The organism is Limnospira sp. PMC 1279.21, assembly GCF_032349615.1.
GTDB lineage: Bacteria > Cyanobacteriota > Cyanobacteriia > Cyanobacteriales > Microcoleaceae > Limnospira > Limnospira fusiformis.
In genome coordinates this window covers 1-25335 of the sequence record NZ_JARPLU010000069.1, presented here as the reverse complement: position 1 = coordinate 25335, position 25335 = coordinate 1, and the positions used below count along the sequence as shown (strand labels likewise).

General features: G+C 44.3%; 19 protein-coding genes. 8 read left to right on the top strand and 11 right to left on the bottom strand.

The features are described 5' to 3' along the window. The first annotated feature begins 226 nt into the window (after nt 1-226). On the top strand, nt 227-958 hold the full coding sequence (gene psb29, locus P5683_RS12275) for a photosystem II biogenesis protein Psp29 (protein WP_008049328.1): 732 nt from the start codon (nt 227-229) through the stop codon (nt 956-958). A gap of 67 nt (nt 959-1025) precedes the next feature. On the opposite strand, the gene P5683_RS12270 is transcribed toward psb29, so the two are convergent. Beyond that, a complete protein-coding gene (locus tag P5683_RS12270) occupies nt 1026-1577 on the bottom strand; it encodes a late competence development ComFB family protein (RefSeq protein ID WP_006620775.1) in 552 nt (183 codons plus the stop codon). Between the two features lie 403 nt (nt 1578-1980). Continuing rightward, nucleotides 1981-2895 (bottom strand): M23 family metallopeptidase, encoded by a 915-nt coding sequence (locus P5683_RS12265; protein WP_315639913.1) that lies wholly within the window; start codon nt 2893-2895, stop codon nt 1981-1983. Nucleotides 2896-2992: 97 nt separating this feature from the next. Here P5683_RS12265 and hypF point away from each other — a divergent pair, with 97 nt between their 5' ends. Beyond that, nucleotides 2993-5383, top strand: a complete 2391-nt coding sequence (gene hypF / locus P5683_RS12260) for a carbamoyltransferase HypF (RefSeq protein WP_315639912.1) — start codon at nt 2993-2995, stop codon at nt 5381-5383. A gap of 63 nt (nt 5384-5446) precedes the next feature. Here hypF and P5683_RS12255 read toward each other — a convergent pair whose 3' ends face one another. The 5 genes from P5683_RS12255 to P5683_RS12235 all read right to left on the bottom strand — a co-directional run bounded on the left by P5683_RS12255 (nt 5447) and on the right by P5683_RS12235 (nt 11421). Then, nucleotides 5447-9106, bottom strand: coding sequence for a DNA polymerase III subunit alpha (locus tag P5683_RS12255; RefSeq protein ID WP_187758271.1), 3660 nt, complete (start codon nt 9104-9106; stop codon nt 5447-5449). A gap of 51 nt (nt 9107-9157) precedes the next feature. Then, complete coding sequence (gene grxC / locus P5683_RS12250; RefSeq protein ID WP_006620781.1) at nt 9158-9472, bottom strand: glutaredoxin 3; 315 nt, start codon at nt 9470-9472, stop codon at nt 9158-9160. A gap of 33 nt (nt 9473-9505) precedes the next feature. After that, nucleotides 9506-9763 carry a hypothetical protein gene (locus tag P5683_RS12245; protein WP_315639910.1) on the bottom strand — a complete coding sequence of 86 codons (258 nt, stop codon included), beginning with the start codon at nt 9761-9763 and terminating at the stop codon, nt 9506-9508. Between the two features lie 265 nt (nt 9764-10028). Further along, nucleotides 10029-10796, bottom strand: a complete 768-nt coding sequence (locus P5683_RS12240) for a PspA/IM30 family protein (RefSeq protein WP_315639909.1) — start codon at nt 10794-10796, stop codon at nt 10029-10031. A 139-nt stretch (nt 10797-10935) separates the two neighbouring features. Then, nucleotides 10936-11421 carry a CRR6 family NdhI maturation factor gene (locus tag P5683_RS12235; protein WP_315639908.1) on the bottom strand — a complete coding sequence of 162 codons (486 nt, stop codon included), beginning with the start codon at nt 11419-11421 and terminating at the stop codon, nt 10936-10938. A gap of 302 nt (nt 11422-11723) precedes the next feature. Between P5683_RS12235 and P5683_RS12230 the strand changes: the two genes are divergently transcribed. The 4 genes from P5683_RS12230 (at nt 11724) to P5683_RS12215 (ending at nt 17572) form a co-directional block, all read left to right on the top strand. Continuing rightward, nucleotides 11724-13910 carry a hypothetical protein gene (locus P5683_RS12230; RefSeq protein WP_315639907.1) on the top strand — a complete coding sequence of 729 codons (2187 nt, stop codon included), beginning with the start codon at nt 11724-11726 and terminating at the stop codon, nt 13908-13910. Nucleotides 13911-14078: 168 nt separating this feature from the next. After that, entirely contained in the window at nt 14079-15908 is a 1830-nt protein-coding gene (locus tag P5683_RS12225) for a DUF3685 domain-containing protein (protein WP_006668046.1), read from the top strand. A 107-nt stretch (nt 15909-16015) separates the two neighbouring features. Then, nucleotides 16016-16765 carry a DUF1995 family protein gene (locus tag P5683_RS12220; protein ID WP_315639906.1) on the top strand — a complete coding sequence of 250 codons (750 nt, stop codon included), beginning with the start codon at nt 16016-16018 and terminating at the stop codon, nt 16763-16765. Between the two features lie 45 nt (nt 16766-16810). After that, the gene (locus P5683_RS12215; protein WP_315639904.1) at nt 16811-17572 is read left to right on the top strand and encodes a metallophosphoesterase family protein; all 762 of its coding nucleotides are present in this window, start codon (nt 16811-16813) and stop codon (nt 17570-17572) included. Nucleotide 17573: 1 nt separating this feature from the next. Here P5683_RS12215 and P5683_RS12210 read toward each other — a convergent pair whose 3' ends face one another. Together P5683_RS12210 and P5683_RS12205 are read right to left on the bottom strand one after the other, a co-directional pair. Next, entirely contained in the window at nt 17574-18158 is a 585-nt protein-coding gene (locus P5683_RS12210; protein ID WP_315639902.1) for a hypothetical protein, read from the bottom strand. Nucleotides 18159-18325: 167 nt separating this feature from the next. Next, nucleotides 18326-19588: an aspartate aminotransferase family protein gene (locus P5683_RS12205; RefSeq protein ID WP_006620792.1), complete on the bottom strand. Its 1263-nt coding sequence runs from the start codon at nt 19586-19588 to the stop codon at nt 18326-18328. Nucleotides 19589-19777: 189 nt separating this feature from the next. Here P5683_RS12205 and P5683_RS12200 point away from each other — a divergent pair, with 189 nt between their 5' ends. Together P5683_RS12200 and P5683_RS12195 are read left to right on the top strand one after the other, a co-directional pair. Continuing rightward, entirely contained in the window at nt 19778-20209 is a 432-nt protein-coding gene (locus tag P5683_RS12200) for a hypothetical protein (protein WP_006668050.1), read from the top strand. A 64-nt stretch (nt 20210-20273) separates the two neighbouring features. Next, nucleotides 20274-21602 (top strand): adenylate/guanylate cyclase domain-containing protein, encoded by a 1329-nt coding sequence (locus P5683_RS12195; protein ID WP_006668051.1) that lies wholly within the window; start codon nt 20274-20276, stop codon nt 21600-21602. A gap of 58 nt (nt 21603-21660) precedes the next feature. Here the strand turns inward: P5683_RS12195 and P5683_RS12190 are convergent, their stop codons facing one another. Beyond that, complete coding sequence (locus P5683_RS12190) at nt 21661-21957, bottom strand: SH3 domain-containing protein (protein WP_046320387.1); 297 nt, start codon at nt 21955-21957, stop codon at nt 21661-21663. Nucleotides 21958-22392: 435 nt separating this feature from the next. Then, the gene (locus P5683_RS12185) at nt 22393-25152 is read right to left on the bottom strand and encodes an FHA domain-containing protein (RefSeq protein WP_193520293.1); all 2760 of its coding nucleotides are present in this window, start codon (nt 25150-25152) and stop codon (nt 22393-22395) included. Nucleotides 25153-25335: the final 183 nt, after the last annotated feature.

Sequence of the window (25335 nt, the reverse complement as noted above, 5' to 3'; positions counted from 1 at the left end):
CTTCCAGGTTAGCACCGACACCCCCACCTGCCTTGGGCAGGTGGGGTGAGCTTCATGTTAGGCAAGAATGGCCGGGGGTTCATCTACGAAGTCCCGGTTGTTGGTGCTAATCATCGCTGATTGCTCTAACTACTATTGACAGTCTTGGCAAATTTACCGTCTCAGGGGACAATTAGTTTAAGTCCCTCCCGGTCACATAGACGCGGGGCTTTTAGAAATTTTAACCGTGAACAATATCCGCACTGTTTCAGATACCAAGCGAGCTTTTTACAACATCCATACTCGGCCGATTAACTCTATCTATCGTCGCGTGGTTGAGGAGTTAATGGTGGAAATGCACCTGTTGTCCGTCAATGTCGATTTTAAATATGACCCCATTTATGCCCTGGGTGTGGTCACGGCCTTCGATCGCTTTATGCAAGGATACATCCCCGAAGCCGATAAATTGTCGATTTGGGCGGCTTTGATTATGGCCCAAGAAAGCGACCCTAATCAATATCGGGCTGATGCTACGGCTTTAGAGGCACAAGCGGCGACCCTTTCTGTGAAAGATTTGACCGAAAGGGCTAAGATAGCTCAGGAAAGTTCCGGGGATGACCCTTTGCAGTCCTGTTTTCATGCGATCGCCAATAACCCTAAATTCAAATACTCTCGGCTATTTGCCATTGGTTTATATACTCTCCTAGAAAAAAGCGATGTCACAGCGGCTCAGGACTCGGAAGGGTTAAAAAACATCATTATTGATTTTAGTGAGGCTTTAAGGCTACCTAAAGACAAGCTGGAGAAGGATTTAGACCTGTACCGCACCAACCTAGAAAAGGTCGCTCAGGCGCGGTTAATGGTAGAGGAGATGACCCAAGCTGAACGCAAGAAGCGGGAACAAAGGGCCGCCCAAAGCCAAACTGCCACCTCTGGTAGCAAGAACCCTAGCAAAGATGATCAGGTGTCTGATTCCTAAGCCAGTGGTTATCGGTGGCGATCGCAATAGGTGCATTAGTTAGCACCAACTGAGCGATCGCCTTAAATTAGTTTGGGGTATTAGTTTCGTGATCCGGTTCGTAGTCTTCCGCGTAGGCTTTCAGTAAACCGCTCATTTGTCCCAATAGAGAACTATCGGATATCTGGCCTAACACTTTTTGATTTTGGGCGGCGCGGTCTAAGTTTCGTGCAATAGCCTCTTTCACTTGGCTAGAAATGAGGGCTTGTAGTTCCTCCTTAGCGCGAGACCTCTGATATTGCGCCCCCTCCTCTGTAGTAGCATACAGTGGGGGTAAGCGGTTGAGAGCATAGGCGGCAATATCCCCCACATCCAAAGACTGCTCGCTTACTTCATCAATTTGGGCCACTTGAGCGATCGCCTCACTGAGAACTAACTCTTCCATCACATTAATAAACTGCTTGCGGGGTAAAACAACCACTTCCCCCGTCAACAAAGCACCCATGAGGCGATCGAGAGCCATATACTCCTCGATGGATAATTCTGAAGCTGTATTACATATCCGCCCTACCTCTGCTTCCATAGATGGTGTCAAATAACCATCCTGTAAAGCCTGATCAACAATTTTTTCAATACTCATCGAAACTCCTGGGTCTAAAACCCCGTCCTTCTAGGACGGCTTTACAAATTAATTAACTATACGCCACGAATTGTAGGATAGAAACCGACAATCTTTACGCAGTAGCTTGATAGCCCCGTCTATTTAGGGGCTTAACATCCCGTGAGGGCAGACTTGCATAATGCAGAAATGTTCGGTAGCAAAGTGGTTTCATCGGCGAGGGGCAAAATGGACATCGAAAAAAAGTAAAGCCTTCGAGCCACCTATAGGGGCGCTTTGACTAGGCCTGTGAGAACTTTTGGTTCATTCCCGAATCTCCGTTGCGTGATTCGCCCAGAGAATAAAATTAGTTCTACACCAATCAACCACTGATTAACTCAAACTCCACAAAACTAAATTTTCTAATCACCATCAAGAGAATCATTTATTCTATACCGTCAAACCGCCAAGGGACTGGATCTACACATTGGCCGTGAACATAAAGACCCCAATGAAGGTGTGGTCCCGTAGAGGCCCCCGTTGATCCGATCGCCCCAATGGTCTGGCCTGCTGTCACCATTTGTCCTTCCTGTACATCAATTCGACTCAAGTGAAGGAAAATACTGGTAACTCCCTGACCGTGATCAATACCAATAGTGTCACCGTGGATTTCAAATCCTTGGGACTCACGCCCCACCAAAGCCACCCGACCCGCTGCTGGTGCTATCACCGGAGAACCGGTCGGAGCGGCATAATCAACCCCTCGATGATAATAGTTTTCGGCGAACTTCCCGTTATAGTATCTTCGGACCCCATAAATTGTTGTCACCTCACCGGAACTTGGACGCAAAAACGGCCCATTCCAATGTCTTTTGGGAGTAACAATTCGTTTAAATTCATCAACCCGGTCAAACTCATGGTCTGTACCTCGCCGCCCAGCGCTATCTGGTGGAAGCCAAATTGACTGGGTGGGAAAACGGCGATCGCGCAATTGCACGCTCACATTACTCTGTTGGCTACCATTGCTAATCTGAATTGATTTCGCACCCGGTTGGTCTAGGGGAGTCGTCGGAATTAAAGCGCGATAGCGATCGCCACCCAGCGCAAACAGAGGATAGTTTTTCCCTCCCATTGTCACTGTTGGTTGTGACTCCTGGCTATTGACCCCACTTATCACCACCGAAATAGTATCTCCCAACTGAGGGGAGGTAGGGCTAACTTGAACTTGAAAGGCTACCGCTGGCTTAGTTACAATCAGCAACACAGCAGCAAGTGCTAAAAACAAGCTGCTGGTCAGTCGTTTGATTTGACGGCTTTTTCCGTGAACACCAGTCATCGCGTACTCTGGTAATTGTATCATTAATCTCTGTTTCTTCTGTTAACTCATCAATTCGGACTTATTTTAACCAATCAGATAAATTTTCGAGAGTTTGAGTTTAGTGTTTCTCCGATCTCCTATGTTGTCTACTTCTGATCAAAATCTGTCTCGCCTCAGTTTAACTATTCGCGGTGCTGTTCAAGGTGTCGGGTTTCGGCCCTTTGTCTATCGACTCGCTACCCAACTGAACCTCAAAGGTTGGGTAAATAATTCCGTGGGGGGGGTTTTTATTGAAGTCGAAGGCTGTTCAGAGAGTCTTGAGCGCTTCCAACAGCGCCTGCAAATAGAAAAACCACCAATATCGCATATTCACAGTTTAGAAGCCGTTTGGCTGCCTCTGGCTGGCTATTCTCACTTTGAGATTAGAGCTTCTCAGTCAACTATTCAGGGCGCTAAATCAGCGATCGTTTTGCCAGATCTTGCCACTTGTCCCCAATGCTTACAAGATATTTTTGACCCCCATAACCGCCGTTTCCGCTATCCCTTTACCAATTGTACTAATTGCGGGCCGCGCTACAGCATTATTAAAACTCTCCCCTATGACCGGGAGAATACTACTATGGCCGCCTTCCCAATGTGTCCTAATTGCGATCGCGAATATCACCACCCTGGCGATCGCCGTTTTCATGCTCAACCTAATGCTTGTCCCGTCTGTGGTCCCATTTTAGAATTATGGAATCATCAGGGACAGGTTTTGGCTAACCGCCATCATGCCTTATTACAAGCCGCCGCCGCCATGGGTCGCGGTCAAATTGTCGCCATGAAGGGTTTGGGAGGCTTCCAGTTACTTGTAGATGCTACTAATGCCGCCGCCGTTGAACAATTGCGAGTCCGTAAGCATCGACCCCATAAACCTTTTGCTGTAATGTATCGCAGTATACAGCAAATAGCCCAGGTTTGTGATATATCCGCCGCCGAGGAACAATGGTTGCGATCGCCTCAAGCCCCCATTGTGCTATTATCAAGGCTGCCCGGTGCATCCGCTTTGGCGGATAATGTCGCTCCCGGTAATCCTAATTTGGGGGTTATGTTACCTTATACCCCCCTCCATCATTTGTTGATGGCTGAGTTAGATTTTCCCATTGTTGCCACCAGCGGTAATTTTTCCAACGAGCCTATCTGTACTGACCAGACGGAAGCCCTCCACCGTTTGGGGAAAATTGCCGATATCTTTCTGGTTCACAACCGCCCTATCGCCCGACCAGTAGATGATTCCGTCGTGCGGAGTGTTTTGGGTGAACAGATGGTTATTCGCCGCGCTAGAGGTTATGCACCCCTACCTGTGACAATTTTAGACAGAGATAGCCACCATACAACACATGATTCTATTCTATCACAGAGCATTTCTAATTGTCAATACCCATATATTTTGGCAGTAGGTGGACACTTAAAAAATACCATTGCTATTGCCGTAGAAAAACAAGTTTTTATCAGTCAATATATTGGCAATTTGCAGAGTCCACAAGCGTTTCAGGCATTTAAAGAAGCAATTAACAGCCTCAGTAATATCTATGATTTTAAGCCTGATGTGATTGCTTGTGACGCACACCCAGACTATATTTCCACTCAGTTTGCGTATCAATTAGCTGCTGATATTTGGCAACAAGAAAAACGGCAAGTTCCCGTCATTCCAGTACAACATCATTATGCTCATGTTTTGGCGGTTATGGCAGAACATCAATTATCATTTCCCGTCTTAGGAGTAGCTTGGGACGGGACTGGTTATGGATTAGATGAAACCATCTGGGGGGGAGAGTTTCTACTAATTAATAAAATCGGCTTTCAGCGAGTCGGACATTGGCGAAATTTCCCACTTCCTGGAGGTGATAAAGCCGTCTTAGAACCCCGACGATTAGGCTTAGGATTATTATATGAATTGTGGGGGGAACAGTTATGGGATTATTTGAATAAGCAGAAAATTAGCTTAGGGAATTTCCCCCAGTTAAAGTTAATTTTGCAAATGCTGAACCGGAAAGTTAATACACCTAGAACATCTAGTGTCGGGAGGTTATTTGATGCGATCGCTTTTTTGGTCGGTCATCGCGACAATATCAGTTTTGAAGGACAAGCCGCCATGGACTTAGAATTTGCGATCGGCGATGTAATTACTGATGAGCATTACCCAATTAATTTGCACCAAAGTTCAGGTAAAATCATTTTAGATTGGGAACCCATGGTCAAGCAGGTACTTAAAGATTTTAACAATCATGTTCCTGTCAGCCTGATCTCTGCTAAATTTCACAATACCTTAATAGAGGGAATCATTATGGTATCTCAAAAGTTTCCAGAGGTTCCCCTTGTCTTGACTGGAGGATGTTTTCAAAACCGATATTTATTAGAAAAGACTATCCAGCGACTAACTTCAGAAGGCATTATTCACTATTGGTCTAAACAGGTTCCCACCAATGATGGCGGGTTAGCATTAGGACAGGTCATGGCTATTATCATCAACAATCTAATTATTAATTAATAATTAATAATTAATAATTAATAATTAATAATTAATAATTAATAATTAATAATTGCCGGTGGGTTATTCATTATCAATTGATAGTATATCAACGGTAAAACCAGAAGTTTTTAACTGTTGTACGATCGCCTCTTGATTTTCTACCCAGAATTGAGAGCCAAAGCGTACCAATGGTTTAGGCGAAACTTGACCATCAACAATGGCTTGAATAGGAACCCTTCCCAAGCCTTGATTACTTCGATATTCTTCCAAAATGCCTTTGAGAATTTGTAACCTTTCCAATTGGCAAATTTCTTCAGGAGTTAAACAGAGTTGAATCACTGAAGAAGCCGCCAAATTAGGCGGAAGTTGCGAGGGGGAACCTGGCTGATTATTCGGTTTAATTAACTCATCAGCAGACTTGATAGCGTCCACAATAATTTGAGTCTGATCATCCCGTTTTTCCACCTTACCCTCAACCACAACAACCGCATTTTCTTTTAACTCCTGTTGTACCGCCTCATAACTACTAGGAAACACCACAGCATCAATTTGTCCGGTCAAATCTTCTAGTAGTAGAAACGCCATGCGATCGCCTTTTTTAGTCAAATGGGGCTTAATATTAATTAAAATCACCGCCACCTTAACAGCAGCTTTTGACTTTTGTTCTGGCAGTTTATCCAAAGTCACATTATCCGGGAGTATCCCTGAGTCTAACAAAGACTTGAGAGGGTGATCCGAAACATAAAAGCCTAGTAATTCCTTCTCAAATTGCAACTTATCTTTAGGCGCATAATCATCACCTTTCGGAAAAGCAGGTTCTCCCGAAGGTGAATTACTCTCAGTAGTTGCATAATTGACCAAATCAAACAAATTCGTTTGACCAATTTCTCGATTTTTCGCCCTATCTTGCGCCCAAGGAATAACTATATTCAAATATTCAATTGATTGCTTGCGGTTAGCATGGAGACTATCAAAAGCACCCGATTTAATTAAAGATTCCAAAGCGCGACTATTAACCATTTGTAGATTAATGCGATCGCACAAATCCGCTAAACTGCGAAAAGGTCCCCCTTCCTCTCGTACAGATAGCAAATGTTCAATCGCGCCATCTCCCACATTTTTAATCGCCGACAACCCAAATACAATCCTATTTTCTATAGGCGTAAAATCCACATTAGAGCGATTAATATCAGGTGGAACTACATCAATACCCAAATGCTTACAGGATTCAATATAAGCCCTAACCTTGTCAGTATTGCCACTATTCTCCGTCAGCAAAGCCGCCATATACTCTGTCGGATAATTAGCCTTTAAGTAAGCCGTCTGATAAGTAATGTAACCGTAGGCGGTAGAATGGGATTTGTTAAAACAATATTCAGCGAACTTAACCATTTGGTCGAACAGATGTTCTGCGATATTTTGGGGGACTCCATTGCGCGTCGCACCATCAATAAAAGTTTCCCGATGCTTCTGCATTTCCGATGCTTTCTTTTTCCCCATAGCACGTCGCAGCAAGTCCGCCTGACCCAAAGAATACCCCGCCAAATCTTGAGCCATTTTCATAATTTGTTCTTGATAGACCAAAATTCCATAGGTCTCATTCAAAATAGGTTCCAAAAGTTTATGCTCATAGCGAATTGGTTCTCGTTTATGCTTACGATTAATAAACTGAGGAATTAAACCAGCGTCTAAAGGTCCGGGTCTATACAATGCCAAAATAGAAGAAATATCCTCAATACTGGAAGGCTTTAAGTCCTTCACAATCTGACGCATTCCCGAAGATTCTAGTTGAAATAAACCTTCCAAATCTCCTCTTTCCAAAATCTTATAGGTTTTCGCCACATCCTCCGGCATTTTTTTCACCGCACCTTTAGCCAGAATATCCATGGCTTTACGTTCGTCAGCGGCTAAATTATAGGGGTCAATATCTAGGTGATGATTTTGGGAAATATAGTTTAAAGTTCTTTGAATAATCGTCAAGTTTTTTAAGCCCAAAAAGTCCATTTTTAACAGACCCAGGGCTTCTATATCTTCCATAAAATATTGAGTAATGACCGACCCATCATTATTCCGTTGAAGAGGGACAATTTCATCTAAAGGCTGTTTAGAAATCACCACCCCCGCTGCGTGAACTCCAAAGGTTTTGTTAGTCCCTTCAATACGAATTGCCATGTCAACCCACTGGCGCACAGCAATAGTTCCCACTTCCTCACCAGCATCATTTTTAATGGGTACAAAGTCATTATCGTATGCTTGTTTAAATTCCGGGGATGGACTTTGGTCAGAAATCATCACCTTTAATTTAGTCGGTTTACCACGAGATACCGGAATCATTTTTGCCATTTGATCCGATTTGCTATAGGGTATTCCTAACACCCTAGCAACATCTTTGAGTACCGCCTTAGAAGTCATGCGGTTAAAGGTGATAATTTGAGCAACTTTCTCTTCCCCATATTTGGAGGTAACATATTTAATCATTTCATCACGGCGGTCTATGCAGAAATCTGTATCAATATCCGGCATAGATTTTCGTTCTGGGTTCAGAAAACGCTCAAATAGTAACCCGTGATGAACCGGATCAATATTAGTAATTTGTAAGGCGTAAGCGACCAAGGAACCCGCCGCCGAACCCCTACCAGGACCGACAGGGATATGATTATCTCTAGCGTGTTTTATGTAATCCCAAACTACTAAAAAATAGGTAGCAAAACCCATTTTTTGCATCATTTTTAATTCATATTCGAGCCTTTCTCGATAGACGGGCTTGATTTCCGATCGCCCTTGAGCATTTAATCGTTTTTTCAAGCCTTCCCAGGCGATTTCTTCTAAATAAGTATCAGCCGTATGATTCGGAGGTATCGGATAATCAGGAATACGAGGTTCCCCTAAAATTCCGGTATAGGGTTCCACTTTTTCCGCCACTTCTAAGGTATTAGCGATCGCTTCTTTAATCACCTCATCTGGGAGATGATCTCGAAACAGTTGCATCATCTCTTCGGCAGATTTTAGGTACTCTGTGCCACTATAACGTAATCGGTTATCCTCAGTAATTAACTTTTGTGTATTAATACATAATAAGGCATCATGTGCTTCCACATCATTACAGGAAATAAAGTGTGAATCATTAGTCGCTACAATTTTGACTTCAAATTCCCTCGCCAGTTGCACCAAAGCCACATTAACAATGCGGTCTTCTGGGGAACCATGATCTTGAATTTCTAAATAGTAATCATCCCCAAACACCCTTTTATACCACTCAACAGTTTGGCGTGCCATATCCATGCGCCTCTGAAGAATAGCTTGGGGAACCTCACCCCCCAAACAAGCACTGGTAACAATTAAGCCTTCGTGATACTCTTCTAATAGTTCCTTATTAATACAAGGACGAGCAAAAATTCCCTTTCCTTGAAAACCTTTTAAGTGAGAAATAGTAGTTAATTTCACCAAGTTTTTATAGCCTTGGGTATTTTTAGCCAAGACGACTTGATGATATTTTTTAATTCCTCGCTGTTGAACTGTCACATCAGCATTGAGGACATACATTTCATTGCCAATAATAGGTTTAATACCCTTACTGCGGCAGATTTTAATAAGTTCGATCGCCCCATACATCACCCCATGATCCGTAAGAGCGATCGCTGGCATTCCTAATTCCACAGCGCGACTGACCAACTGTGGGAGTTGAGAAGCACCATCAAGGAGGCTGTAGTCACTGTGAATATGCAGTCCTACAAAAGACATAATTTAACTTCTCCAACCATTAATTTTAGATGTACAATCCCAGCCCAAATGTTAAGATAGTGGCGGAATTAATAACGGTTCTAATTTCCCTTCACTGTCTAACTGATAGAGGTCGTCGCAGCCGCCGATATGCTGATTATTGATAAAAATTTGGGGAACCGTGCGCCGACCGTTAGCCCGTTGTGCCATGGCTTCTCTAGCATTATTATCGCCATCTATTTGATAATCAGTATATTCAACCCCTTTCCACCACAGCAGCAGTTTGGCGCGGATACAGTAAGGACAGGTTTGCCAACTGTACACCTCAACCTTAGCCTTGAATTTACCGGGATTTCTGCCGATAATATTATTCAGAAAATCTAGCATTTTATCAACTCCTATTATTTGCCAAAAACCAAATTAATTATAATTAATATAGTTCATATTATGGACTTGCGATCGCAGTCGAGAAATTAATTTTTGCTCCTTATATATTGATGTATAATAGTGCAGCATAAAAACCATATTGATTCCAAAAAACAAAGAAGTTAAAATGGTTCTAATAGCCGCCGCCAAACTCAACTCGGAAACCACCGTAAATAGAGCAAATACAATAGAACATAGACCAAAACCAGCCGCAAATGCACTGATGGTTAAAAATCGAACTTTGAGCATCATAAGTTCAAAGAATGAGAAGTTAATTTATGCTTACCAATGGTTATAACCCCAAACAACATAAGTAGGTGCTTGATCTGGATTTACACAGATTATTGCTGATTTAGTCCCCAAAGTCAAAGAATTATCCACACTCAGACCTGGGGAAGATTTAGGGAGCAGGGAACAGTTGCCCAAAGCAGGGGGTTAAACCCCACGCGATCAAAAACCCTACACCCTATTACTTCCCGGTTTCCCGACCCCAGACTGAAGCCTCCGAGACAGCAACTTATTTATTAAGTTCTCTACGCAACTCTTCAAGTTCGCTGTCAATCTCCGAATTATAAGCCGAACTATCAGTAGGCGCAGAAGGTGATAATTGAGGCTGATTAGCAGGAGTGCCAGCCAGTTGAGCCTTCATAGCCGCCAACTCATCATCAACATCACTTCCCGCTTCCAGAGCGCGGAATTCTTCTTCCAAGCCACCACCAGTCAACTCAGCCGCCGCAGTAGACCGAGCTTCCATTTGCAGGACTTTTTCCTCCATGCGTTCAAAAGCCGAGGTAGCACTACTGGTATTAAGACCACCAAGGACATTATTGAGCTGTTCATTAGCCTTAGCCGCCTGAGCTCTAGCCTTGAGCATATTTTTCTTAGTCTTGGCTTCGGAAATTTTACTCTCTAAGCTAACCAAGTTCCGCTTGAGAGCTTCGACCTGTTCAGTTTGCTGCTTGAGACTCATTTCCAGGGTATTAGCGGTTTCGAGATAGCCCTTTTTGCGCTGGAGGGCCTCCCTCGCTAAGTTTTCATCACCCTTTTGTAGAGCTAGTTGCGCGCGAGACTGCCATTGGTTAGCTTGGGACTGGGCTTGATTATACTGTTGTTGGGAACGTTTTTGCTGGGCGATGGTCTGAGCGACGGCTTGGCGCAACTGGATCAGGTCCTCTTGCATTTCAATAATAGCTTGTTCAAGGATCTTTTCCGGGTCTTCTGCCTTATTCACCAAGTCATTCAAGTTGGCCCTTACAACTCGGCTGATACGGTCAAATAATCCCATGGCGCTGTTTTTCCTTAAATGGTGTATAATTGACTGAGAATAATCAGTCTGGTTAAAGTCAGCTAGTTTAAGGGTATAGGCTAAGACCTTCCCTGACTAGAACCGATAGCTATAGTTTAACTTGTTAATCGAAAGTGTTTTAGGATCGCTGTTCGATCACATCAAATAAACCCTCATCGAGATCGTAACCTAACATTTGAGCCATAGACTGAAGCCGGGAGCGACTTGGTAATCCCATCTCCTGAAGCCAACGGGTAATCACAAAAATTTTCTGCATCAGGAAAATCTCCAGAGCTTCTGGATTGTATTGTATGCCTTGCGGACCGTGAAACTGGTGGGGAACTAGCATAGCGACATAACGAGCCAACTCTCCCGATCGCCAGTCTAAAGCATAAGGTAGCCAGGGATATTGGCTATCAAGACAAATAAACCACAGTCGAACCTCTGGCACCTCAGACAACTCGCGGGGGTCTTGGTCATCTAGGGGATAGTCAATCTCAAAGCTGATTTCGGGTTCGGCACTTCTGAGCTTTGATTCCTGAATCAGTTGCTCAATAACCTTGTCAACAGGTGAGATATCAAGATGATTGATGCAGTGGGAGTCTAGTGTGATTCTAATGGTCATTAAGTTTAACTTGGGCCAAGCTACAATTAGCGTGTTAGCTTAATTTTATCATTGCTTGACAAAGGAATCGGTATAGTTGCGGTTGGTCAAAATTGCCTGAGTATTAAGGTTAACATACAGTGCCATTAGCTGGGAAGTTTCCAGGGAAACTTAACAATGATGCTCAAAGGGAATTGATCTGTTAACATCAAGTTGCCCTAGAATGGTGTTTTTAAGTAACCTTGGGCAGAACCAGGGGACAACTAAAGGAACCCACCCACCATGGTTAGGCTGAACCATTAGCACCAAAGGAAGATGAAGTTATGGCAACTCCCCAATTTGAACACTCTAGCCAACCTGCATTAGAAGCAAGTGCATCCAGTGATGTGGTTGTCTCTAGTGATGCGGGAATGATTGCAGAAACAAGTCAACCTATAGTTTACCCGAAAAAGCGAGGCAAAAGGCCGGGTGTCCCTAAGGGTTTTTGGGGATGGCAACTGCTGTGGTTAGTGGTCCTATTAGGTTTCGGAACGACGGCAACGGGTGCATTATTATGGCTACTGACTACGCCACCCCCTCCTAATTGTGAAGAAATCTCAGCAATTTCGGCAGCAGGCGATCGCCTACATTGTGCAGACCAAAGTACAAAATCGGGTAAACTAGAGGATATTCAAGCAGCATTTGCCCTAGTTAACGGTTGGCCAGAAGACCACCCCCTGAAAAACCAGGGAAGACACATGATGCGAGAATGGTCTCAGAGGCTGATATTCTTCGCCAATCAAAGACTAGAAGCGGGAGACTTGCAAGGAGCCTTAGATTTGGTGGCGGTGGTTCCGGCTGATAGCCCCGCCTATGAGGAAGTACAGCGAGCCATGGTGGGTTGGCAGAATTATTGGGATGAGGGTTTAAATTTAGCCAGACAAGCGGAAAACGCGATGAAATCCCAGGACTGGAATCAGGCTTTCCGCTATATTCAAGCTGTGGGTAAGCTCAATAATGTACACTGGAACACTAAGCGATTTAATGAACTACTCGATCGCCTTAGCTTAGAAAGGCAAGGAGAACAGCGCCTCAAAGAAGCTGCCAACATAGCCAAGCGTTCTACTCCCGAGAGTTTAGTTGAAGCGATAGAACTGGCTAACAAGGTTGATGAGCAACTGTTTATAGTTTCGTTAGCCAAAAAAGAAATTACCTCCTGGAGTCAGAAACTCTTAGAGTTGGCGGTATCCGCGACTGAGAAACAAGATTTTGATCAGGGGATTAAAATCGCCCGAATGGTTCCCTCGTATTCTCCGGTTCACAGGGAAGCGAAGGATATTATCTTACTAACTGAGCTGCAACAGGTGATTTCTAACCAATCCCTAGGACAGCCTCTGCTACAAATGGCCACGTTAATTGAGGGTCAAGCGGCGCTAGAAAGAATACCAAGCGATCGCCTTCTGTATCAAGAAACTAAGGCCATGGTGGATGATGCCTCCGCCAAAATTCAGGATTTAGTAGGCATACAATTAGCCAGTACCATAGCTAAAGTCAACCATCCCTGGGCTTTACAATTGGCGATAGATCAAGCCCAGATGATTGCCCCAGAGCGTCCCCGTCGCCTTCAGGCTCAAACCTTAGTAGCACATTGGCGCAATGAAGTACAACGGATACAGGATAGACCCTATATCCTCATAGCGAGAGAAGCAGCCAGAACGGAAACCGTCGATGGTTTTAGGACAGCGGTAGCCTATGCTGAAAATGTGGCACTTGGGCGACCTTTACGCATTGAAGCCCAAACTCTAATTGCCGAGTGGACAAAACGGATTCAGATTATTGAAGATCAACCCATTTTTAGCGAAGCATTAGCCCTGGCTCAAGATCATAAATTGAGTGAGGCGGTGAAAAAGGCTTCAGAAATTGGCCGAGGTCGCGCCCTATATAACGACGCTCAGGAGAAAATTGCTGCATGGGTGACAACCATTCAGACGGCGGAAGATCAGCCAATTTTGGATAGCGCCTACTCATTAGCAAGTCGGGGTAGCCTGACAGCAGCTATTAACGAAGCGTCTAAGATTGGTTCTGGTCGCGCTTTATATTTTGAGGCTCGAAATGCGATCGCTCGATGGTCAGCAGAACGCAACGCTATTTGGGCAAGTCAACGAGCAGCAGAGGAATCTTACCGCGCTCCGGCTCGTCAGTCTTACGATAACTCTAGGTCCTACGAGTCAAGTTATTCTGATAACTGGAGTTCAAACGAGCCAAGTTATTCAGATAACTGGAGTTCAAACGAGCCAAGTTACTCTAATAATTGGGATTCTTACTCGTCAGGTTACTCTGATAATTGGGGTTCAAACGAGTCAAGTTATTCTAATAATTGGGATTCTTACTCGTCAGGTTATTCTGATTATGTAGCACCCGCCCCCGCCCCCGCCTATGAACCCGCCCCAGCGCCCGCCTATGAACCAGCCCCAGCGCCGGCTATTTCTGGAGATTACAGCGCTCCCGATTCTAATTTTTTCTTGGAGTAACACAAATCACATTTTGAGAAGATTCCTCAGGTGATTTCTGGTTGTAGGTTGAGGCTCAAAAAAATGGTTCCCGATGGTGGTTGTGCTTGGGTACTGATGCCATCAGGTCAGGTATAAGTCCCTGAAACCAACGACAAAAATACTTTTATTATTTTGCTCGGACTGGATATGAGCCAATCGATTATTCAACTGCTGCTGATTGATGATGATCCTATATTTAGAATGGGAGTCAAATCAATTTGTGAGCCATTTTCTGACCTGGAAGTGATTGCAGAAGCGGTCACTCTGAGAGAGGCTTTAGCAGTGTTAGATAATTGGGTAAAGCCACCAGTCGCGCCTACATCGGGAGTGATTCCTGATACTGTGAAAGTGGCGATTTTGGAGTTGAGGATTAAAGATTTAACTGCCCAAAAAAATCAGGGTACTTTGAATCAGCAACGTTCAGCGATCGCATTTTGTCAGCAAATCCAAGCCTCTTATAAAAATATACCCCTGTTGCTATTTACCTCGGAATCAGATCCTAACTTACTAATCTCTCTCCGGGATTTAGGAGTCCAGGGTTATTGTCCCAAGGGAGTAGGATTAGAAGAACTTTTGATCGCACTGCGACAAGTAGCAGCCGGAGAACGCTATTGGGTCAGTCCTATTTCTGGGGCGGCGCTATCTTCCCAGAGAAACCCACAGCGCGCGCTCACCAGTTGGCAAAAATTTCGCTATGGTTTAGTTAAACCGGGGCTAAGGTCGATTGAACAAGCGCTACAAGAATTAACCAAAGAACTCCAGGAGGCTGAATCTATCCCTAGTGATAAGGTTATGATGCTAAACTTGCTGATTACTAGGGGTCGCTATCGGGAGTTACGCGCCGCCAGGTGGCTGGTGAGTCAGTTAATACCACCATTACCACCCCCTGTTAATAATCCTCCCTCACCCCCAGACCCCCTTAGTCAACCATCATCCCCAGGAACTAACCAACCCCCCAACCCTGGTCAATTAGCAACCACAAACGATTCTAGTTTAGTATTAGCTACTGAGACTTCTACGGTGGATGTACAGTCGCTATTATTTGATGTGACTGTGGCTAAACTGCAATCAGGTTTGGTTAATTATACTGGTATCCCCTTAGAAATAGATATACTTAAACTAACTAAAAAACAAGAGCTGATTTATACAATATTGCGTAAATCTGAGGATTTAATCAATGAATTAAGGCTGTCGGAGATACAGCCAGAACAGCTAGATAGAAAAAGTTATAGCCTGATTATAGATTTGTGGAAAGAAGCGATCGCCGATTTTTTTGGTAAGTATTATTCGCTCAATGTCAGAGATGCTCAAGTGGAAGTAGTACCGGTATTATTGAGGGATGCTCCCCTAGTGGAAAAGGAAATTCTTAATCATATTCCCCTGATTAGGGATTTACTGGCTCATTTGTTATTCGGAGAACCCCTAACCATTGATAATCAAGTTTATGCCCTAGGTAGTTGGGAAGCCACACGACGCGCCGAAGCCTTATTGCAACATTGGGTGATTCAAGTCGCTAATGGGGTAATGCAGCCTTTACTTAATCATTTTGCGGATCTGGAGGAAGTTAAACAAACATTCTATGATCGGCGGCTACTGTCAACTAGGGAAATTGAAAAATTTAGGAATAACTTGTCCTGGCGATATCGCGTGAGACGCTATATGAGTGAACCCCAGGCGATTTTTGAAAGTAGCTATACATTATTCATTTTAGGCGATCGCGGGATTGAAAAACTGACAATCTATGCCTCCCGTCGCCAAGAACTAGAACAACTTTCCGGCATTCAGTTGGCGGTGACATTGGTCTTAGAAGGTCGCGATGCGATCGCCCCTAGGGTGAGAACAGCTATATCCTTCATTGGTAGCACAGCAGTTTATCTATTAACTCAGGTGCTAGGTCGCGGTATAGGCTTGATTGGCCGTGGTATTATTCAAGGTATTGGTTCCTCCATTCAAGATAGCCAGTTTAGGAAAAAATAGTCCTCATAGTCCCGGATTCTTTGGTAGAATGAGTCTAAGGCGGTATTTATTTCCGCGCTTTAACCCGTGTGGGTATCATTCAAGGGTTCGACCTACAGAATTTTGAGATGACACAACTCCCAACTACCCTATCTGAAGCGATCGAACAAGCCAAACAAGCGGCAACTGCTGCTCTCGATGATGGCTACAAATTGATTCAAGTTGAACTGGTATTCCCAGAAATTGAACTTCAAGCTCAGTCGATCGCCTCCCAGTTTATCCCCGCCCTCGAAAAACCCGACACCCTGCTTAAAGTCTTTTTTCCCGATGCAGGGTCGGCAGCTTTGGCTCGTCGAGATTGGGGAGAAACTCCTTTCCGAGTCACCGATATAGGAACCAGTCGTTCCCCCGTAGAAACTCGCCTACAACCCGATGATGGGCAGTTTTTGGTCGTGTCTCCATCTCCTGTAGAAGTTAACCAAGTCGAAAATCTGCATAAATTGGCAGGCGATCGCTCGGTGGTTCTTCTTAATCCCCGTTTAGAAGATGTTGCTATCATAGGCATAGGATACGCGGCTCGCCAACTGCGGGAACGCTTCCTAAATACTATTGAGTCTTGCTACTATCTCAAGCCTCTCGATGGCGCGGCTTTATTTCGCTGCTATCCAGGAACTTGGGAAGTTTGGCTAGAAATTGAAGGGGAATACCAAAAAATTACCGAACAATCAACTAAACCTGTGGGTGATCAGCTAGAACAAATCTTGGCTCGTGCCTCCCAGGGAGATGACCCGTCATCTGTTACACCCAACCTACCACCTGCTAAGAAAAAAGGTTTTCTGTCCGAACTGCAAAGTTTTATCAATGCTTTGAGTAGATAAGCCACCTTTCACTCAGGGCAATTCATTGAGACATAAAGAAAGAAAATGTCTAAGCGGCGGATTGTTATTGGTGATATACACGGCCACTATAAAGGAATGATGGCCCTTCTTGACAAGGTGGCTCCCAATAGTGATGATGAGGTCTACTTTCTTGGGGATCTCATCGATCGCGGCCCGAAAAGCGCTCAGGTGGTTGAATTTGTCAAAAATAGCCCCTATAAGTGCTTAATGGGTAACCATGAACAACTCATGTTGGAAGCCCTCCCGGAAGTAGGTAGAAATCAACAGGCTTGGCAGGCTTGGCTTTATAGTGGTGGTCAAACTACTGTGGCTTCCTATCAAGAGGCGGAAATTATCCCTCGCGACCATCTGCATTGGATGCGATCGCTACCCTTATTTCTCGACCTCGGAGATACTTGGCTGGTTCATGCCGGGGTTAACCCCAGGCGACCCATTGAACAGCAAACTCCTTCCGATTTTTGCTGGATTCGTAAAGAGTTCCATTCTATCCCAAAACCCTATTTTGACAAAAAACAGATTATTATCGGTCACACGATCACTTTTACTTTTGATGGGGTGGAACCAGGAAATCTTGTCCAAGGACAAGGTTGGTTGGGTATAGATACAGGGGTTTATCATGCTAAGAGTGGTTGGCTAACAGCCCTGGAACTTGATACTAATACGGTGTATCAGGTGAATGCACTCCATTCTAAGTTTCGTGTCCTACCCCTAGAAGAAATTGTCACTACCCTCAAGCGACCCTCTATTTTTGATAGGTTGCGTTATGTAAGGCCTCAAGCACATTAATTTACTTCCCTGTTGACGGCGGCGGGATGATTTTTGTTAGCCAAGTCTCGATTCCTCTTTTAGTGGGTTTTCCTGATGCGGTAAATCCCCAAATGTCCCGCTTATGTTGGGGACCATAACTAATATGAATGGGGCGATCGCATCCATAAAAATATAAAGAGTCGAAGGGTAAATGATGATCTATAATCCAATCAACCAGTTGGTTACTTTCCAGATTTATGATCATAAAATCACAGGAAGCCCCTAATCGAGAACAGTAATATTTGCCTTTTTGGTTAAGTTCATGGGCTAGATGTTGGTCTAGGTTAGGGGCAACCCTACCGTTTTTGATTCCGGTGTGGTCATCTTTTTTTTCTAGGTATCTTTTCAGGTCCTTAGAACAAAATCCATAGGTTAACTGAAAGCGATCGCGCCCAAATTCATCAATAATTGGGTCGATAATTGCTTGATTTAAGTCCTTGATCGCCTCGATACTTTCTGGCTGTTGTGGGTAAGGATTAATGCGATCGCTATATTTAGCATAAGTTTTTGTACAAGTACAAAACTCTTCTAAAAACAGATATTTCCCCAGTTTAATATTATCCATAAATCATGCCCCTAAACCTATCCTCCCTTTCCCAGAGGGCAGCTATATTAACCTGAACGCCCCCTAATTATTAATTATTAATTATTAATTAAATAGGAGGCTGGTTGATTAATCTTCTGGTTAGCAGAGGTAATTAACAGCCCAACCCCCCTACATTATCTTCCCCATTATCGATTGTGTAAGGCGCGAGCTACCGCCTGACAGGCTTGATTAACTTCCGCCTCCGTCACAATTAAAGGAGGTACAAATCGCACAACTTTCGGACCTGCTGGCACTAATAAAACCCCTTGTGCGATCGCCGCATTAACCAGATCAATAGAAGTCAATTCCACATCTGATTTTAATTCCATCCCATTAATTAAACCCCAACCGCGAACCTCAGCAATTAAATCAGGATACTCAGAAGCGATCGCCTGTAGGCTGTTTCTGAGCTGTTCTCCCCGCTGTTGTACATTGCTAAGAATATTTTCCCTTTCCAGAGTTTGACACACCGCCAAAGCCACACCACAGGCGAACGGATTACCACCAAAGGTACTCGCATGGTTTCCCGGTTCAAACACATCACAGAAAGACTTACACATCAGCGCACCGATAGGAATACCCCCACCGAGTCCCTTAGCGGAAGTAAAAATATCCGGTTCTATACCCAGATTTTCATATCCCCACCAGCGACCAGTGCGACCCATTCCCACCTGTACCTCATCGAGAATCAGCAAAATTCCCTTTTCATCACAAATCTGGCGAATTTTTTGGAAGTAGGCCACATCTCCCGGACGCACTCCCCCTTCACCCTGTAGGGCTTCTAAAAGGATAGCCGCCACCCGGCGACCGTTTTGGTCAACTTCTGCGATCGCATTTTCCAAAGCCGGAAGGTCATTATAGGGAGTATAGACAAAACCTGGAACCAGGGGACTAAATCCCTTTTGATATTTAGGTTGTCCAGTCGCCGTAATTGTAGCCAGAGTGCGACCATGAAAACTAGCGTGGGCGGTAATAATTACCGGATCTTCAATATTAAGGCGATCGTGGGCATATTTACGCGCTAGTTTAATCGCCCCCTCGTTGGCTTCTGCGCCAGAGTTACAGAAAAAAACCCGGTCGGCTGCGGAATGCTCAGTTAACCAAGCTGCCAACTCTCCCTGTTCCGGGATATAGTAGAGATTCGAGACATGATGCAGCTTTTGGATTTGCTCCGTTACCGCTTCTATTAACTTGGGGTGCGCGTGTCCGAGGGTACAGGTAGCAATTCCCGCCACAAAATCCAGATATTCTTTCCCCTCTGTATCCCACACCTTACAGCCAGAACCTTTTTCCAGGGCGATAGGAAACCGCCCATAAGTGTTCATAACATTCGCGTTAAAGCGATCGATACTGAACTGTTCAGCCCCCGTTCCTAGACCGTCATCTCTGATTAAAGTTTCTGGACTCACAAATCGCTCCTTCAGTCTTTATAATGCTGATATTGTTAACCATCATATATCAGCCTTTATGGGGGCGCGTCACCGATTCCCCATATCCACTGAAACCCTTTGGGGTTTACCAACCCGCTGATTTTGCTGAACCCTAGCAATGGCTAAACTTGAGTTAAACTATCAAAATCAGTAGTAATGAGTGAGTTTATGCGATCGCGATTCTTTCCAGTTATCTTGGCTTCTGTGATTATCGGCTTCCTCAGTTGGCTGTGGACCCCCCCCGCGTGGGCGATGATTCAGATCGAATTATTTGATATCGGTTATCAAGACTGTCCGGCAGAGTTATCAGAAGGTATGGTTTCTAGTGGTTCTATCCAAGAGGCAGACTGTTTTATTGTTACCGGAAAAGCTAACAATACCTCTGGTAAAACCGTTGTCGATGCCGATATCTTCGGGCGGATCTATGATGCTAACGATAATCGGGTAATGCAAAACCGCACCCGCCTCGGTAGTATTGATGTTGTCCCTCCAGGTATTAGCGATTTTGAAATCCGAATTTCTATAGCCTCTAATCTGGAAAAGCCCTTTAAGTTTAAGCAATTTAAGGCTTCTGGCTTTACGGGTCGTATCGGCCGATAATTACCAGTTATCACGATATGGCAGTTAATTTCATTCTATCGGCTGCCTGAAACTCGGTCAAATTATGAGTAAATATACCCCAGGCGATCGCCAATTGGGTCCATGGTTAGATCGCACAATGAAACAGATATTTAAAGCCCCCGACATCATTAAAGCGGCTAACTATCAAACCTGGCAACATAGTTTTATGCGTCAGCGCCTGGGTTTGGGACTATGGCTGGCTTTGATAGTCTATTTGACCTTTTCCCTATCTCAAATCAAGAATTGGCTATTCTATCCCCAAGATTTTCGCCTAGATTGGTTAATTACTCAGGTATGTGTACAATTGGGGGTATTGGTAGGGTTAGTGTTATTACGAACGGCGATCGGTCGCCAATACCCAGGTTTGATTTTTCTGCTATTATCCTGGATGGTCACACTCAGCCCCCAAATTCGGGCAACATTTTTGGGCATATCTCAACCCGCGATTATTGAGTGGCCCCTCATGTTCTTTTCCCAAGCTACCCTGCTTCCTATCTGCTGGTGGTTACATCTCATTTCTCAATTGGGGGTATTACTTTATTATTTTGGCACTCAAATTATCCTAGATCTTCCAGTCCGGTTACCTGTGGATTGGATGACTCAGGATTTTCTGGTGTTATACTTTTTTTGGATCTGTGTTATTTGCAATTTGTCGGTTTATTTATATGACCGTCTCGCCCATTCTGAGTTTAACTCCCGTAAAGCCTTAGTTACTGCCTACGAACAGGTTAAACAAGAACAGGAAAATTCCGAAAAACTGCTACTTAATATTCTACCATATCCTATCGCCGAACGCCTTAAACAAGACCCTAAAACTATTGCTGATGATTTTACCGATGCGGGGGTGCTTTTTGCTGATATTGTCGGTTTTACCGAGATTTCAACCAGGTTTAGTCCCACGGATTTGGTGCAGTTGCTAAATGGTATTTTTTCCAGATTTGATGGGTTAGCAGAACAACACGGTTTGGAGAAAATTAAGACTATTGGGGATGCTTATATGGTGGTTTCTGGGTTGCCTTTACCTAGAGACAATTATGCGGAAGCGATCGCTGATATGGCTCTGGATATGCAGCGGACTCTCCGGGAGTTCAACCGACAACATCAACAAGGTTTTAAAATCCGTATTGGTATTGCTACCGGTCCCGTTATTGCGGGAGTAATTGGCTTGAAAAAGTTTATTTATGACCTGTGGGGAGATACCGTTAATATTGCTTCCCGAATGGAGTCCCATGGTATCGCTGATGAAATTCAGGTGACAGAAGAAACATATATGGCACTTTGCGATCGCTATATCTTTGAAAAGCGCGGCACAATTCCCATTAAAGGCAAGGGTGAAATGACCACTTATTTGCTCAAAGGAAAACGCGAGTAAACCAGGGGTAAAATTGGCTTTCTTCCCCACTTTGTCGCGATTAATTAAACTTTAATACCTAGTTCTTATAGGCAATAAAATCACCCCGAACCCAACCACGAGCCTTAGACGCTGGAAACTCCACATAATACCACCTATAGCCACCAACTACCCTTTCATTAATCACATCAACATAGTCTCCCGCATAACCATAATGAGCTATAGAATAGTTAGTTCCAGGTCCTGAACGAATGTTAATTTGAGACCCCGGATCCCTCGCAAATAAACGCGCCGGATAAGCCCAAGCCGGAACTACAGCGGCAGCTATCATAACCATAGATAGACCAGCAGACAGCAACAGTTTCTTGGCACTCATTGATTGACTCCAGAATTAATTAGGTCAAATATTCAGCCAGCAATGGTTTAACTAATTAAGCAATTGTTCTAGCTTAGTCCTATTATCATCCACCAATTAACCAGCGTCATCAGTGTAATTGCTTACCTTTGAACAATCCTGGCTTGGTGTTGGGTTTCACCCAACCTACTGTGTTGGGTTTCAACCAACCTACTTTTCTGGGTTTCACCTAACCTACTGTGTTGGGTTTCACCCAACCTACTTTTCTGCGTTTCAACCAAGTTACTCTGTTGGGTTTCACCCAACCTACTTTTCTGGGTTTCAACCAACCTACTCTGTTGGGTTTCACCCAACCTACTTTTCTGCGTTTCAACCAAGTTACTATGGGGGTGAGATTAATACTTGATGTTGCGTTGACATCTAGTTTCACCCCCACCCTCAATTGTATCAGGGTTGTTAAATTACGTCCTTGCGTTTTTGCACGACTAATAACAAGCCAAACATCACCGCAATTAAACCTATCAAAATCCCCCAATATTTGCCGACATTCACATTAAACATGGAACCATAGTCCTGGAAAAAACGCTTAATGGTTCCTTCCGCTTCGCCTAAAGCACCCTCATATTTACCTCGCCATTCTCCATACTCATCCTGCCATTGTTGAATAGCTCTCTGGTACTCATTAACTCGGTCTTGATAGGCTTCTAAATCGGCTTGATATTGATCCATCTCATCCTCATAGTCCAGTTGCGCCTGAAAAGATGGGTTATCAGGTCTAGTAGGTTGTTGGGGAGGGTCGCCAGGAGATTCAGGACGGACGGGTTCTGGCTGGTCAACAGCGGGATTATACTTAGCTAAAATACCGGGAAAACTGCATTGACTAAATAGGCTAGTTCCTAAACAAATACAGTCCTGTTTTTGGGCATCAGTTAAGGCATCGCGTTCATCCTCATCTAACTGCCAACAGGGGTCTTCAGCTACATCTCGACCTACTCCAGTGATAGTAACAAAGGATTCAAACGGCCATTTGGTGAGGGTGAGATGATTAATAATGAGTCCTGGTAATCCCAAGGTGTTAATAGGTAGCATTCCTCCGCCAAAAGTAATTTGAGGAACCAAAAATATAATGGTCAATAAAGGGGCGATATTCTGATTGGGAGAAATAGCGGAAACCAATAGTCCCATTACCATTCCTGCCATGGTAGCCAAAACTAAGGTTATGTACAAGGAACCATAAACGGAAAAGTCACCAGGAATCTGAACAGCTATCAGTTTAAACAATAGGAAAATTGCAGCTTGATATAAGGCGAATACTGAAGCTATACAAACCTTGGAAAGAATATAGGGAAGAATTTGTAAACCAATAGTCCTTTCCCGGCGGTAGATATCGGCTTCTTTGACAATATCGCGCATGGTGGCGATACTACCGACCATGACGGCGACTAAGGCGGTAACAAATAGCATGGTAATGACCTGCCCAAAATCGCCTTTGGTATCGTCAAACATATAGCGATTCCACGTAAACCAGTCCAGTATACCGAGAATAGGCGCGATCGCTAACATTAAGATTAAACTAGCTCGATCGCGCCTTAAAATTGACCAATTCCGATTCGATAAAATCAGAAACTGTCGCCAAGCGGAAACCCGTTTAATTGTCGCGCCGGGAACCTGTTGCGATCGCCTATTACCATTAGTTTCAGCCTGAACATTGCTGAGAGTATTTTGGCGTTTAACCACAAACCTTTGGTATTGGGAAGAGTTGAGATAATCCTGCTGCCAATCTTCAGGCGATCGCTCCCTTTCCACCTTATGATAAATTTGATTAAAGCGCTCAACCCCAAAATATTCCTGGGCTTCTTGAGGAGGGCCGAAATAAGCAATCCGACCCCCCGCACCTAAAAAGACTACTAAATCACACAGCATCACATTATCGGTAGCATGGGTAATCAAAATCACCGTCCTACCTTGGTCTGCCAGATTTCGCAGCAGATTCATAATATCAGCTTCTGTACCCGGATCTAAGCCAGAGGTTGCCTCATCCAAAAAGAATAAACTAGGCTTAGTCAACAATTCCACCCCAATAGATACCCGCTTGAGTTGACCGCCACTGAGGGCTTTAATCGGAACATCTTGACGGTGAGATAATCCCAAATCCTGGAGAACCTCATCAACCCGTTTCTGTCTTTCTGCTACAGTGGTATCAGCAGGCATTCGTAATTGGGCTGCATAATCCAAAGCCTGAGTCACAGTTAACTCAGTATGGACAATATCCTTTTGGGGAACATAACCAATTTCGGTGCGGTAGGCGTTATAGTTTTTGTACAAGTCAACCCCATTGACTAATACATGACCCCCCGTAGCTGGACGAAAGCCGTTTAGGGCATCAAGAAGGGTAGATTTACCGCCGCCACTAACCCCAGCCACTACCACAAATTCCCGCGCCTGTATCGATAGGGAAATATCATTGAGTAGGTTAACTTCTTTGGAAACCTGTTTATTTAAGCCTACCGCATCGAGGCGCAGATTACCTTCTTCGTTGACCTGTACTAGGGTCTCATCAATGTTTAAGGTGAACCGACAAGGACCGATGCGAATATTATCTCCCACCGCCAGGGAGCGATCGCCTGTAATTACTTTACCATTGACAAAGGTTCCATTGGTAGAGTTTAGGTCTGTTAACACAAAAGACCCGTTTTTCCGGGCAATTTGGGCATGGTGGCGAGACACGGAGGGATGATTAATGACTGTATGATTACTCCCATCGCGACCAATAGTAATTAGATCTTTTCCCCGTAACTCTAGGGTAAAACTTAGTACCGTGCCACTGCTCTGCCCTATAGTGTTATCAATCACTGTTTTTTCTGATCTGGCTGGGGCGGCGGCTTGGGTTGGGGCTACAGCCAGGGAACTAAAGCAAAAGGTTAGTTTAGTATCGCCTATTTGGATGGTGTCATTATTGGCTAAGGGTTGTGGCGTTTTGGGGGGAATTGTATCTGCGTTTAGCAGTGTGCCAATGGTACTGCCTAAATCCACAATTACATAGCGATCGCCTTCTAGTTTAATCTCGGCGTGATGCCGCGAAACACTCATATCTGTTAATACTACGGTGTTATCGGGGGCGCGACCAATGGAAGCTACCCCATTATCAATGAGTATTTCCGAAACAGATGTGCTGCTGTGAATTTTGAGTTGGGCATTGGTTGATGGTAAACTCATGCAATATCTCCATTAGCTGGGAAACTGACTAGCTGTTGTTGACTACCAGCTAATCTAAACGCATACCTTCCCTCAAACCTTAGCACAATCACAGTTCTCCGGCTCAAGCGCCCGGTCTTCTGGATTAGTAGACTGATACATTTACGCGACATTTATCCGGCTATTGCCTGACAATGCGACGAT